The organism is Streptosporangium sp. H16 (genome assembly GCF_051918855.1).
In the GTDB taxonomy this organism is placed as follows: Bacteria; Actinomycetota; Actinomycetes; order Streptosporangiales; family Streptosporangiaceae; genus Streptosporangium.
The window spans coordinates 91,254-104,223 of record NZ_JBPXMD010000019.1; the positions used below are offsets into that span (position 1 = coordinate 91,254).

The 12,970-nt window shown below is 74.6% G+C and carries 9 protein-coding genes; 2 read left to right on the forward strand and 7 right to left on the reverse strand.

What is annotated here, in order from left to right:
* Nucleotides 1–7: 7 nt before the first annotated feature.
* From ACTOQ2_RS28320 to ACTOQ2_RS28350, 7 genes are all read right to left on the reverse strand, one after another.
* A complete protein-coding gene (locus tag ACTOQ2_RS28320; RefSeq protein WP_440103607.1) occupies nucleotides 8–949 on the reverse strand; it encodes a UbiA prenyltransferase family protein in 942 nt (313 codons plus the stop codon).
* The gene (locus ACTOQ2_RS28325; RefSeq protein WP_440103609.1) at nucleotides 946–2,322 is read right to left on the reverse strand and encodes a cytochrome P450; all 1,377 of its coding nucleotides are present in this window, start codon (nucleotides 2,320–2,322) and stop codon (nucleotides 946–948) included. The genes ACTOQ2_RS28320 and ACTOQ2_RS28325 overlap by 4 nt, the downstream gene beginning before the upstream one ends.
* A 151-nt stretch (nucleotides 2,323–2,473) precedes the next feature.
* Nucleotides 2,474–4,084 (reverse strand): prenyltransferase/squalene oxidase repeat-containing protein, encoded by a 1,611-nt coding sequence (locus tag ACTOQ2_RS28330; RefSeq protein ID WP_440103611.1) that lies wholly within the window; start codon nucleotides 4,082–4,084, stop codon nucleotides 2,474–2,476.
* Nucleotides 4,081–5,265 carry a flavodoxin-dependent (E)-4-hydroxy-3-methylbut-2-enyl-diphosphate synthase gene (gene ispG, locus ACTOQ2_RS28335; RefSeq protein WP_440103733.1) on the reverse strand — a complete coding sequence of 395 codons (1,185 nt, stop codon included), beginning with the start codon at nucleotides 5,263–5,265 and terminating at the stop codon, nucleotides 4,081–4,083. The genes ACTOQ2_RS28330 and ispG overlap by 4 nt, the downstream gene beginning before the upstream one ends.
* Before the next feature lie 20 nt (nucleotides 5,266–5,285).
* Nucleotides 5,286–7,535: a 1-deoxy-D-xylulose-5-phosphate synthase gene (locus ACTOQ2_RS28340; protein ID WP_440103613.1), complete on the reverse strand. Its 2,250-nt coding sequence runs from the start codon at nucleotides 7,533–7,535 to the stop codon at nucleotides 5,286–5,288.
* Nucleotides 7,532–8,533: a 4-hydroxy-3-methylbut-2-enyl diphosphate reductase gene (gene ispH / locus ACTOQ2_RS28345; protein WP_440103614.1), complete on the reverse strand. Its 1,002-nt coding sequence runs from the start codon at nucleotides 8,531–8,533 to the stop codon at nucleotides 7,532–7,534. The genes ACTOQ2_RS28340 and ispH overlap by 4 nt, the downstream gene beginning before the upstream one ends.
* A gap of 51 nt (nucleotides 8,534–8,584) precedes the next feature.
* Nucleotides 8,585–9,628: a polyprenyl synthetase family protein gene (locus tag ACTOQ2_RS28350; RefSeq protein ID WP_440103616.1), complete on the reverse strand. Its 1,044-nt coding sequence runs from the start codon at nucleotides 9,626–9,628 to the stop codon at nucleotides 8,585–8,587.
* A gap of 350 nt (nucleotides 9,629–9,978) precedes the next feature.
* Between ACTOQ2_RS28350 and ACTOQ2_RS28355 the strand changes: the two genes are divergently transcribed.
* Both ACTOQ2_RS28355 and ACTOQ2_RS28360 read left to right on the forward strand, forming a co-directional pair.
* Entirely contained in the window at nucleotides 9,979–11,313 is a 1,335-nt protein-coding gene (locus ACTOQ2_RS28355) for a tetratricopeptide repeat protein (RefSeq protein WP_440103618.1), read from the forward strand.
* A 242-nt stretch (nucleotides 11,314–11,555) separates the two neighbouring features.
* Nucleotides 11,556–12,968 carry a 4-hydroxy-3-methylbut-2-enyl diphosphate reductase gene (locus ACTOQ2_RS28360; protein ID WP_440103620.1) on the forward strand — a complete coding sequence of 471 codons (1,413 nt, stop codon included), beginning with the start codon at nucleotides 11,556–11,558 and terminating at the stop codon, nucleotides 12,966–12,968.
* Nucleotides 12,969–12,970: the final 2 nt, after the last annotated feature.

The following is a 12,970-nucleotide window of genomic DNA, read 5'->3' on the forward strand; positions in this document are numbered from 1 at the left end:
GAGGTGCTCACCGGGCGATGACGAGGATGACGGGGATCACCACCAGCAGCAGGTCGGCCGCGAGGACCAGCGACAGGCTGCGCCTTCGCATCGACGTCTCGTCGGGGAGGTTCTCGTCGGAGATGCCGCGCAGCAGGCCCAGCTTGTCGACGAGGAAGGCGCCGCAGGCGGCGACGCCCAGCAGCGCCCAGGCGGGTCCGTAGAGCCACAGCAGCCCCCAGCCGATCAGTGCCAGCGCCGTCGCCGTACCCGCGCAGGCCACCAGCAGCGCGACGCGGGCGCCGTGCCGCACGGCCGGCGGGCGGTCGCCCGCGACGGCGTCCCCGGTCCGGTCGGGGATCGACCACCACAGCGAGCGCCCGAAGAGCAATACCGCCAGACCGGCGAACACCAGCCAGACCGGCACAGGGATGTCCGGGCGGATCGCCGAGTACGTCGACACGCAGGGCAGCAGGGCGAAGGTCAGGCCGAAGTAGGCCGGGTTGGCGTAGCCCCTGCTCTTCAACCGGACGGGTTCGAGGTTGTAGAGCAGGTGCAGGACGATCGCCAGCGCCACGCCGATCACCACGGCGGGGCGGGCGAGCCACACCGAGACCGCTGCCGACAGCCCCAGCGCGAGGGTCATCTCCGCGGCGGCCCACCGGAAGGCGGTGCGCGGGCCGAGCAGTCGCGTCGCGTCGGCGATGTCACCCTTGCCCTGTGTGCTGGTGTCCGCGCGGACGTCCAGCGCCGCGTTCAGCGGGTTCTGCGAGATGATGCCGAGCAGGTTGGCCAGCAGCGTGACCAGCACAGGAACGGCGAGCAGCTGCCCGGGGGAGGTCATCGCGAAGCAGGCGCCCCACAGCACGTGGCAGGCGTACACGGCGGGGAAGGGATATTCGAGCCGGTGGATGCGGAGCGCCGCCCGCCCCCGGGTCATCGGCCGGACCGGCGTGGTCGTCCCGGTCATGCCCGCACCTCGCTCTCACCGGCCGGTGGGGCGGGGCGCGGCCGTCCCGCCCGCATGGGGCAGCCGCCGACCGCCATTCTGAGCGGTCCCGGTCCCATGGCGGGCCCGCGCAGGTGCGGCACGGCGGCTTCGGGATTGAGGCAGCGCAGGTCGTGCCGGCGCAGCACCGCCGCGACGACCATCCGCATCTCCAGCATGGCCAGGTTCGCGCCGAGGCAGCGGCGGGTCCCGCCGCCGAAGGGAAGGTACTCCTGGGCGTGCCGGGGGGTGCCCAGGAACCGCCCGGGGTCGAAGCGCCCAGGATCCGGGTAGATCTCGGGGCTGCGGTGGGCGAGGGCGATGCACGGCGTGAGGCGGGTGCCCGCGGGCTCGGACCGGTCGAGCAGCCGCCAGTCCGAGGTGAGCATCCGGTTGCCGGCGACCGTGGCGGGAGGGGAGATCCGCAGCGCCTCCTGGCACACCGCGTTCAGCAGGGGTACGGCCTCGGTGGTGGAGCCGTCGTTGGTGGTCGCCTCCAGTTCCGCCAGCACGTCGTGGCGGACGTGCTCGTCGCGGTGCAGCCAGAACAGGGTCCAGGCGATCGCGGACGCGGTCGTCTCGTGGCCCGCGAACAGCAGGGAGATCAGCTGGTCGGAGAGTTCCTCGTCGCCCATCGGGCCGAGGGGTTCCTCCCCCGAGGTCAGCAGGCCGGCGATCGCCGGTGGTTCGCCGGTCCTTGCCCCGGTCCTTTCCGCGGGCTTTCCGCAGGGCTCGTGCCCCTGCCGGGATCCCCCGGACCGTGAGGCCCGCAGGAGGTCGCCGACGATCTCGGCCCTGTCCCGCTGGAAGGTCCGCCACGGCGAGGGCAGGGGGCCGAGGCCGCGCAGGTGCCGGTAGGCCAGGGTGCGGACCCGTGATCCGAGCGTGTACTCCACCCACTTCGTGAACGGGCCGAGCGTCTCGTCCTCGGCGTGGCCGAGGACGATCCTGCCGATGATCCGGAGGGTCAGCGCGCGGGTCCACTCGGGCAGGGAGAACGTCGTGCCCGGGGCGAGTGAGCCGAGGGCGGAGTCGGTCGTCTCGGCGATGACGCCGCGGTAGGCGGCCAGCCGGTGCCCGCGCAGCGCCGTGCCGACCACCTTGCGGTACGCCGCGTGTCGCTGCCCGTTGGCGAACAGCATGGAGTGCCTCCCGACCAGCGGTCCCAGCGTGTCGCTGCCCTCCAGGACCATCCGCCGCTCGGAGCGGAAGATCTCCCCGACCGCCTCCGGGTTCCATACCAGCAGCTGCCGGTCCGGCGCCGGGCTGAGCTCGACCATGCCGGTGCGGTCCGCGGCGTGGGCGTCCAGGAACGACCGGGTGCGCAGGGCGAAACGGTACTTGTTCAGGCTCACGGTGCCACCTCCGGACCGGCCGGCGAGGCGCCGGGACCGCCGATCCCGGTGGGGCCCGCCGCCGTTCCCCGAAGGGCCGCCGCGGGGCTCACCGCCGTTTTCCCGGAAGCCGTTTCCCGGGAAACGGCTTCCCGGGAAACGGGCACGGCGCTCATCGCCACTCTCCGGGGAAGCGGGTGCGGGCCAGGGCCCGCGCGGCCAGTGCCTCTGCCCGCACGACCGCGACGGGGGCGTAGAGGTCCTTGTCGTGCCACAGGGGCGGGTGCTCCCGGTGGTCGCCGTGCCCGGCCAGGAAGGCGTCGCCGCGCAGCACCGCGCGGCTCACCGCGTCGTCGTGGCGCGAGGCCCTCAGCAGGGTCTGCATGGCGTACGCCGTCTCCTCGCACGTCCCGGACCACAGCCCCCACGATCCGTCGGGCCGCTGGGTGTCGAGCACCCATCCCACGGCCGCGCGCAGCGCCGGGGCGCACATGGCGTCGCCGTGCCGCGCGAGCGCCGAGACGCAGCACACGGTGGCGTAGTACGGGGAGGCGTGCCACTTGTCGAGCCAGCTGCCGTCGGGGCGTTGCTCCCCGCACAGCCAGTGGGAGATCTTGGTGATCGCCTGCCGGAGGCGGGCCTGTTTCGGTGGGGCGGCGCCGTCGCCGGCCTGGTCCCCGAAGGCCGTCAGGATGTGGGCGTTGGTGCTGGTGGAGGGGGTGCGCTCGCCCGCGAAGCAGCGGAAGTAGGTGTCGCTCTCGTAGGTCCACAGGCATTCGGTGGAGCGCGGGCGGCCGATGAGCCTCAGGGCGTGGAGCACCCCGGCGGTGTCGTCGGAGTCGGGGGGCAGGCCCGCGCCCGCGGGCGCCCCGAGGTCGCCGAGGACGGCCTCCAGGCTGTCGCCCAGCTCGGGCGGCGGCGTCAGGGAGGGGAAGGCCTCGGCCAGCGCCGCGAGCACCCAGGCCCGCTCGAAGACGTCGATCGGCGTCACGCCGGGGACGGGGCCGCCGTGCCTGTCCTGCACGGCGCGCAGGTAGAGGATCGCGGAACGCCGGTCCGAGGCCGGCTCGCCGTCGTCCTTCGGTCCCAGCCAGGCCGCGGTGGCGGCCGGTGAGCACCCCACGGCCCCGCCGACGACCCGCACCTGCGGGGCGCGGACGGCGGCCGGTCCCAGCGCCTCCAGCGAGTGCCAGACCTTCGCGGGCAGCGCCTCGCCCCGCTCGGCGACGTGGCGCAGCAGGTCGAGGGGCGCCGCGCTCCACCCGTCGGGCGTGCCCAGGCGGCCCGATCCCCGCCAGGCGTCCAGCCCGGTGAGGGAATGTTCCGCCAGCGCGTCCAGATGCCGGTTGACCTCGCCGACCAGCCAGGGAATGAGGAACTCCGCGCCGATGGTGTCGGGCAGGGCGCTCTCCCCGGCCCCGGGGCCGAGCCGGGCGAACAGCGCGTCCAGGCCGCGCCGCGTCGCGGTCACGACGCCGCCGTCGAGCCGGGCGGGCGGCTCGCCGGGCGGATCCGCGCCCATCACGGTGAGCAGGGCCTCCACCGCGCTCAGGGTGGGGACCAGCACGTACGCGCCGGGCCCTCCCCAGGTTCCGTCCGGGTTCTGGCCCCGGACGAGGAACTCGATCCGCTGCCGGTGGCCCGCCAGCCACGGCGCCGAGGCCACCAGCCGGGCGGTCTCGTAGACCGACGCGGTGACCTGGCCCATCGGATCCATGGCCGTCTCGGCGAGCAGGGCGCGAGGGGCGGCGTCGACGGTGGGCATCGTGCCGGTGGTGCTCATCCGTTCCTCCCGGGGGTGGTGTGCTCAGGGCCGTCGCCCGTCTCGTCCTGTTCGGCCTCCTCGGCCAGGCGCGTCGCCTCCTCCAGGAGCGCCTCCACGATCTGCGACTCGGGGACGGTGGCGACGACGGCGCCGCGTACGAAGATCTGGCCCTTGCCGTTGCCGCTCGCCACGCCGAGGTCGGCCTCGCGGGCCTCGCCGGGGCCGTTGACCACGCAGCCCATGACGGCCACCCGCAGGGGAAGGGGGAAGCCGTCGAAGGCGGCGGCGACCCGTTCGGTGAGCCGGTACACGTCGACCTGGGCGCGGCCGCAGGACGGGCAGGAGACGATCTCCAGCCGCCGGGGCCGCAGGCCGAGGGACTGCAGGATCTGGATCGCCGCCTTGACCTCTTCCACCGGAGGGGCCGACAGGGAGACGCGGACGGTGTCCCCGATGCCCTCGGCGAGCAGGACGCCGAAGGCGACGGCGGACTTGACGGTGCCCTGGAGCGCGGGACCCGCCTCGGTGACGCCGAGGTGCAGCGGGTAGTCGCAGGAAGCGGCCAGCAGCCGGTACGCGGCGACCATCGTGAGCGGGTCGTGGTGCTTGACGGAGATCTTGATGTCGCCGAAACCGTGCTCCTCGAACAGCGAGCACTCCCACAGGGCGGACTCGACGAGCGCCTCGGGGGTGGCCCTGCCGTACTTGGCCAGCAGCCGCCCGTCGAGCGACCCGGCGTTCACCCCGATCCTGATCGGGATGCCCGCGCCGGAGGCGGCGCGGGCGATCTCACGGACCTTGTCGTCGAACGCCCTGATGTTTCCGGGGTTGACCCGCACCGCGGCGCATCCCGCGTCGATGGCGCTGAAGACGTACCTGGGCTGGAAGTGAATGTCGGCGACCACCGGGATGGTGGACTGCCTGGCGATGGCCGGCAGCGCGTCGGCGTCGTCCTGGGAGGGGACGGCGACGCGGACGATCTGGCAGCCCGCGGCGGTCAGCTCGGCGATCTGCTGGAGCGTCGCGCCGACGTCGGCGGTGACGGTGGTGGTCATCGACTGCACCGACACCGGGGCGTCCCCGCCCACCTCGACGTCGCCCACCCGCAGGCGGCGGGTGGCCCGGCGCGGCGCCAGGACGGCGGGCTCCGCAGGGGCGGGCGCCGGCGGAGCCTCGGCGGGGGCGCCGACGCCGGGCATGCCCACGAGTACGGGAGCGCTCATCGGCGGCCTCCGATCGGCTGTGACCTCCGCTGGGACTTCGGCTTCGACGTGGCCTGTGACGTGGGCTGTGGCACGGCCTGTGGCATGGCCTGTGACCTCGGCGGTGACTTCGGCCGGGAGGCCGCGCCGGCCACCGCGCCCGGCCCGGCGGTGGCGGGACGGGTGGGGGCGTGGACGGCGCGGAGCACCGAGGCGGTGATGGAGCCGTGGTCCAGGCCGGCGGCGGCCAGCAGGTGGGCGCGGTCGCCGTGCCCGATGAACTCCCTGGGCAGGCCGAGGGCGCGGACCGGCGTGTCCAGGTCGGCGTCGGCGCACGCGGTGGCGACCGCCGCGCCGACGCCACCGGTGCGCAGGCCGTCCTCGACGGTGACCACCAGGCCGTGCGAGGCGGCCAGCTCCACCAGCGCCGGATGGACCGGGTCCACCCACCGCGGGTCCACGACCGTGGCGCCGACGCCGTGGTGGCGCAGCTGCGCGGCGGCCGCCACGCACGGGCCCGCCAGCGAGCCGACGGCCACGAGCAGCACGCGGTCGCCGTTCTCCGCCAGCACGTCGACCCCGCCCGCCCCGCCGAGCCGCCGCAGCGCCACGATGTCGGGGCCGACACTGGCCTTCGGATAGCGGATCGCGGTCGGCCCGCCGTCGAAGCCGACGGCCTCGTGGAGCGCCTCGCGCAACCGGGTCGCGTCGCGGGGCGCGGCGATCCGCAGCCCCGGGATCATCCCGAGCAGCACCAGGTCCCACATGCCGTGGTGGCTCGGCCCGTCGGGGCCGGTTATCCCCGCCCGGTCCAGGACCAGCGTGACGGGCAACCGGTGCAGGGCGACGTCCATCAGCGCCTGGTCGAAGGCCCGGTTGCAGAAGGTCGCGTACATCGCCACGACGGGGTGCATGCCGTTCATGGCGAGCCCGGCGGCGCAGGTGACCGCGTGCTGCTCGGCGATGCCGACGTCCACGAAGCGGTCGGGGAACCTGGCCGCGAACGCCGCCAGCCCGGTCGGGCCGGGCATCGCCGCCGTGATCGCGATCACGGCCGGTCGCTCGGCGCCTATCGCGGTGATCTCCTTGGCGAACACCGACGTCCACGAGGGCGGCGTCGCGGCGGCCGTGGCCGGCGGGCGGCCGGTGGCCGGGTCCAGCACCCCGATGCCGTGCATCCGGTCGGCCTCGTCGTCCTCCGCGGGACCGTACCCCTTCCCCTTGACCGTGACCGCGTGCACCACCACGGGACGGCCCAGGGCGCGGGCCCGCAGCAGTGCTCCCTCCAGGGCGTCGATGTCGTGGCCGTCGACGGGGCCGAGGTAGGAGAGTCCCAGGGCCTCGAAGACGTTGGTCCCGGCCGGCCGCGGGGCGTCCCGGCCCTCCCCGGCGTCCTGGCCATCCCCGGCGTCCCGGGTCTCCGCGGCGTCCTGGCCATCCCCGGCGTCCCGGGTCTCCGCGGTGTTCCCGGTCTCCCGGGTCTCCCCGGCCTCGCGGGGGGTCCGGCGGGGTTCCTCGCAGTCGCCGCGCGACTCCGGGTCCGGGGGGCCGGGGCGGGAGCGGCGCAGGGCGGCGAGGTGGGCGGCGAGCCCGCCGGCGGTCCTGGCGTAGGAGCGGCCGTTGTCGTTGATCACGACGATGACCGGCAGTCCCGGCGCGGCGCCCAGGTTGTTGACCGCCTCGAGCGCGAGCCCCCCGGTCAGCGCGCCGTCCCCGATCACCGCCACCACGTGCCGGTCGGCGCGGCCGCTGAGCCGGACGGACTTCGCCAGCCCGTCGGCGTAGGACAGGGCGGTCGAGGCGTGCGAGTTCTCGACGACGTCGTGGACCGACTCGGCCCGGCTCGGGTACCCCGACAGACCCCCGGGTTGGCGCAGCCCGTCGAAGTCGTCCCGGCGGCCGGTGAGGATCTTGTGAACGTAGGCCTGGTGGCCGGTGTCGAACACGATCGTGTCCTGGGGGGAGGCGAAGACCCGGTGCAGCGCGATGCTCAGCTCCACCGCCCCCAGGTTGGAGCCCAGGTGGCCGCCCGTCGCGCTGACCTTGTCCACCAGGAAACGGCGGATCTCACCGGCCAGCGCGGGCAGCCTGGCGGACGGCAGGCGCCGCAGGTCACCGGGATCCCCGATCCGTTCCAGCAGACCGTCCACGGCCGCCGCGCCACCGGCCGTGCCACCGGGGGCGGCACCGGCCCGCGGGGGCCCGGGGGTGTCGGGGACGGTGACCGTGGCGGCGTGGAAGCCGGTTGCGGCGGTGTCAGCGCTCATGACGTGCGCACTTCCTTCGGAGCGGCGAAACGGACGGTCTCGATGGTGTGGCGGTGCTCGGCGACCTGGATCGGCCCCAGCCCGCGTAGGAAGTCGACGACCTCCTCCACCAGGTGGTGCGGGGCCGAGGCGCCCGCGCTCACGCCGACGGCACGGGCGTCGCGGAGCCACTCGGGCCTGATGTCGCCGACGTCGTCGATCAGGTGCGCCGCGACGCCCCGGCGCCGGGCGAGCTCGACCAGCCGCACCGAGTTCGAGGAGTTGGCGGAGCCGATGACGAGTACCAGGTCGGCGCCGGCGGCGACCTCGGAGACCGCCCGCTGCCTGTTCGTCGTGGCGTAGCAGATGTCGTCGCTGCCCGGTCCGGCCAGCGCGGGGAAGCGGGCGCGTAGCGCCTCGACCACCTCGTCGGTCTCGTCGACGGCCAGGGTGGTCTGGGTCAGGTAGGACACCCGGCCGGGGTCCTCGACCTCCAGCGCGGCGGCCTCGGCGGGGGTCTGGACCAGCACGGTCCGCTCCGGCGCCTCGCCCATGGTGCCCTCCACCTCCTCGTGCCCGGCGTGCCCGATCAGCACGACGGTGTCGCCGCGGGCGGCGAAGCGGCGCGCCTCGGCGTGCACCTTGGTGACCAGCGGGCAGGTCGCGTCGATCACCCGCAGCCCCCTGGCGGCGGCCTGCTCCCGTACGGCCGGTGAGACGCCGTGGGCGGAGAACACCACCGTCGCCCCCGGCGGGACCTCGTCGAGTTCCTCGACGAAGACCGCGCCGCGCCGCCGCAGGTCGTCGACCACGTGGACGTTGTGCACGATCTGCTTGCGCACGTAGACGGGGGCGCCGCGGTCGGCCAGCACACGTTCCACGGTCTCGATCGCCCGCTCGACACCCGCGCACAGCGACCGGGGGGAGGCCAGCAGCACCTTTCGCGCCTCCTCGCCGCCGGGCTCGCCCGCCCGTGAGGGCGGGCCCGCGGACAGGTCGCCTGTGGTCCGTGTCGTCATCGAATACCTCCAGCGTGGAGAACCCGGGTCCGAGCCCGGGAGGTGGGCGCGTCAGTGGTCCCGCCGAGTGATCATGTGGGCCAGGAGGCGAAGGTCCTCGGCCGGGCCGGGGGCGGGGGCGGCCTCGCGCAGGCGGTCCAGCGCGGCACCGAGGTTGGCCTCGGCCTCCCGCCGGGCCCAGGCGCGGGCGCCGGCGGCCTCGACCAGGTCGGCGGCGCGGGCCAGGTCGCGCTCGTCCAGTTCGCGGTCGCGGTGGTAGAGCGAGGCCAGCCGCTCGCCCGCGGCGGTGCCCGAGGTGAGGGCGGCGACCACCGGCAGGGACTTCTTGCGGTTGGCCAGGTCGGAGAAGACGGGCTTGCCGGTGACCTCGGGATCTCCCCAGATCCCCAGGAGGTCGTCCGCCAGCTGGAAGGCCAGGCCGAGGTGGCGCCCGAACTGCCCGAACAGCCGGGCGCGGGCGTGATCCGCGCCGCCGGCCAGCGCGCCGAGCTCGCAGGCGCAGCCCAGCAGCGCCCCGGTCTTGCCCATCGCCATCTGAACGCACTGGGAAAGGGTGACGTCGGTCCGCGTCTCGAAAGCCAGGTCGGCGCTCTGCCCCGAGCACAGCCGCAGCAGCGAGCCGGTCATCACCCGCAGGCCGGGGCTGGTGGCGAGCAGGTCCAGGGAGAGGGCCAGCAGTACGTCCCCGACCAGGATGGTCTCGCCGGTCCCGAAGACGGTCCACGCGGCCGGCCGGTGCCTTCGGGTGAGGTCGCCGTCCATGATGTCGTCGTGCAGCAGCGAGAAGTCGTGGACCAGCTCCACCGCGACCGCCGCGGGGATCGCCATTTCGGAGACCCGCGGGTTCTCGCCGCCGACCGCCCACGCCGACGCGAGCACCAGCGCGGGCCTGACCGACTTGCCGCCGCTGTCGCAGGGGCGGCCGTCGGCGTCCCACCAGCCCACGTGGTAGCCGGCGACGTGGCGGATCTCCTGCGGCAGCCGGTCCACCGCGGCACGGTGGGCCGGCTCGACCAGCTCCCGTGCGGCGGTCAGGACCCGGCCCGCCGATCGCGTGGTGCCGGCGAGGGAGCCGAGCACCGGTGCTGTCGTCACCGCACTTCACCTCTCTTCCGGTTCTCCTTGGTTTCTCCTTGGTGCCGGGCGGCCGCGAAAGGGGGCGTGCCGCCGTGCGCCGTGAAGAAAGCGGTCCGCTTCCCCCACTTCCAGTACGACCGCCGCCGCGATATCCCGGAACCCCTCGGCGCCGGGCGATCGGTTTCATTTGCGGAAGGTGTTTCATGGCGACGTCCGTGACGCGATCGCCGCCTTCGTGATAACGGCGAGGATCGCTGGTAGGTGAAATTTAAATTTGAAAAATCAGGGGAGGGAGGAATATCGCCGACGAGGCCGGTGAGAGAAAACGGATGGGCACAGGACACCGACCCAACGTCCGATTACGGGCGTTGCTGACAGAGGCCCGGTGGACCGGGCAGCAGCTGGCCGACGAGGTCAACGGGCTCGGCGCCGAGGCGGGAGTGGCGCTGCGCTACGGGCGGGCGGCGGTCGCCCACTGGCTGGCGGGCATGCGCCCGCGCCCGCCCGTGCCGCATCTGGTGGCCGAGGCGCTGTCGCGCCGTCTCGGACGCCCGCTGGAGATCGCCGCGGTCGGCCTGGCGGACCCGGGCCGGCCCCCCCGCGACGCCCCGAGGACCGCGGGAGAGGACTGGCGGGACGAGGATCCCGTGACCCGGCTGGTGGAGCTGCACACCGGGGTGTGCCTGGGCAGGCGGCGGATGCTGGAAGACTGCGTCTACAGCCTGGCCGCGCTGTCGGTGCCCGGCTGGGCCGACGCCGCCGCGGCGGCGGCCACCGCGGGCTCGGGCCGCAGGCGGGCGCCGGAGGTGGGAACACCGCAGGTGGAGGCGGCGGAGGCGATGGCCCAGGTGTTCTCGCAGACGGACACGGCCTTCGGCGGTGGCCAGGCGCGGCGGGCGCTGTCGGGATACCTCGCGGTGGACGTCGTGCCGTGGCTGCGGGCCCGGATGAGCGCCGGGACGCGCCGCAGGATGCTGTCGATCGCCACCGAGCTGACGTACCTGTGTGGCTTCATGTGCTTCGACGAGCAGCTCCACGGGGTCGCCCAGAGCTACTACCGGGCGGCGCTGAGACTCGCCGCCGAGAACGGCGACGCGGCCGGGTACGCGGTCACCCTGCGGGCACTGTCGGTGCAGGCCCACACCCTGGGGCACCACGGCCAGGCCCTCGACCTGGCCGAGGCGGCCCTGACCAGCGCCCCCGCGGCGATCGAGCCGGGCACCCACGCCTTCCTGCGCGGACAGGCCGCCGTCGCGGCGGCGGCGGAGGGCGTCCGGCGCGCCGCCCTCCGCCACCTGCGGGCGGCCGAGCACCACCTCGACCGCGCCGTCGCCACGACGGGCGCCCCCGCCGACACGGTGGGCGCCTACCACCAGGCGTCCCTCGCCCACCAGCACGCCGCGGTGCTGACCGCGCTGGACGACAGGCCCGCCGCCGCCGACGCCCTGGCCGCCTCCATACGGCACCGGCCGGCCACCGAGCGCCGTGCCCGCGCGCTCACCTCCGCGACCCTGGCCGCGCTGCACCTCGACCAGGGGCACCTGGAACAGGCCGCGCTCACCTGGCACGCCTTCCTCGACGACTATCCCCACCTTCGCAGCGGGCGGACCCGCGCCGCCCTGTCCACGCTCAAGGCGAGGCTGCGCCCCTACCAGCGCAACGCCCTCGCCAGGGCGGTGCTGCAGCGGGCCATGGCCATCTGAGGGAACCGTCTGGCGGGCCGGGCCCGGCCCGCGGTGACGAAGGGATATCCGCCGGATCGGCGGCCCTAATCACCCATAAAGTATTGTCATAAAAAAGGCGCAGGTGGTGATTGCCTTGATATTTTCGCGCACTGGGTCGTGTATCCATTTGCGGGCAGGGAAACGATATCTGGCGGGTCTCGGAAACCCGCTCCGAATCCGCCGCCGTGGGCTCGGTTTCCTTGACGATCGGGGACGAGAATATGAACAGGAGTAAGATCCGGGAGCGTTTCGCCTGCCAGGGCGTCGCCGGCGGGGAAGTGGTCGTCGCTCCCGTCTTCGACCACCCCGGCAGGGGATTCGTCGAGTGTCCCGCCGCGCCGGTCCTGGGGGCGGCACTCACCCGCAGGGGGCTGCGCGTGCGCTACGCGCCGCTGACCGCCCGTCCGGAGACCCGCCCGGCCGCCCGGCGGGACGTCCTTCCGGACGTCCTTCCGGACGTCCTTCCGGACATCCTTCCGGACACTGACCCGGAGCCCCGTTCGGGCACCCGGCGGGACGGCCCGCGGTACGCGCCGGCGACCGGGCGGGCCGATGACACCTTCCCCGGCGACGGCCACCTGTTCGCCGTCTCCTGTATCGACCGTCACGGCCGTGTCACCGGGCTCGCGGCAGCCGCCCACCCCGATGACCGCGCCGCGGTGGAGGCGGCTTGTCAGGAGGTGCGGCGATGGAGTGACGTCATGCGCAGCCGCCGCGCGCTGCTGGCCGGCACCCGGCCGCTCTGCCCCGGAGTCCGAGGCGCCCTGGAGGCCGCCCTGGGCGTCACCCGGGGCGGGGCCGGAGGCGGGCCCGTGTTCGCCTACGGTCCCGTCGCCGACGTCCCCCACCACGCGGGGGAACTGGCCCGCGCGGGCGTCGGTACGGTCACCGGCCTCGACACGCTCCCCGAGCACGCCGTCGTCGTCCTCCCCGCCCACGGTGTGCCGCGGGCCCTGCGGGCCGAGGCCGCGGCCAGGGGGCTGGCCGTCGTCGACGCCACCTGCCCCCTGGTGTCCGCCGCCCACGCCGAGGTGGCGCGGTTCACCGAGCGCGGTGACCTCACCGTCGTGATCGGCAGGCCCGGCGACGCCGTCGTCCCGGGCATCCTCGGCCAGGCCCCGCAGACGACCGTTCTGGTGGAGACGGTGGCCGACGTGGCGCGGCTGCGGCCCGCCGACCCCATGGCGGTCTCCTACCTCATCCAGCCCGGCATCCCCGTCGAGCACGCCCGCCCCGTCGTCGCGGCCCTGCGCGCCCGCTTCCCCGGATTGCGCGGCCCCGACCCCGACGACTTCTGCTACCACGCCTCCGACCGGGCGGCCGCCGTCGCCGCCGTCGCCGCCGCCGGGGATCTCCTGCTGGTCGCCGCGGGACCCGGCTGTCCCGACGCCCGTCACGTCATCGGGCTCGCCGGTGACTCCGGCGTCCTTTCGCGGGTCGTCACCGGCGTCGCCGACCTCTGCCCGAGCCTGCTGCGGGAGGCCGGCACCGTCGCCCTCACCGGCGCGAGGTCCGCTCCCCCCGGGCTGGTGGACGAGATCCTCACGGTCCTGTCAGGCCTCGGCCCCCTGAACGTCGTCGACCGCCGGGTCACCAGCGAGGTCGTCACCGGCAGGGAGCGCGAGATGGCGTGACC

Bases quoted from the DNA above. Each gene is read 5' to 3' on its own strand.
- ACTOQ2_RS28320 (WP_440103607.1), bottom strand. From the start codon at position 949: ATGACCGGGACGACCACGCCGGTCCGGCCGATGACCCGGGGGCGGGCG.
- ACTOQ2_RS28330 (WP_440103611.1), bottom strand. From the start codon at position 4,084: ATGAGCACCACCGGCACGATGCCCACCGTCGACGCCGCCCCTCGCGCC.
- ispG (WP_440103733.1), bottom strand. From the start codon at position 5,265: ATGCCCGGCGTCGGCGCCCCCGCCGAGGCTCCGCCGGCGCCCGCCCCT.
- ACTOQ2_RS28340 (WP_440103613.1), bottom strand. From the start codon at position 7,535: ATGAGCGCTGACACCGCCGCAACCGGCTTCCACGCCGCCACGGTCACC.
- ispH (WP_440103614.1), bottom strand. From the start codon at position 8,533: ATGACGACACGGACCACAGGCGACCTGTCCGCGGGCCCGCCCTCACGG.
- ACTOQ2_RS28360 (WP_440103620.1), top strand. From the start codon at position 11,556: ATGAACAGGAGTAAGATCCGGGAGCGTTTCGCCTGCCAGGGCGTCGCC.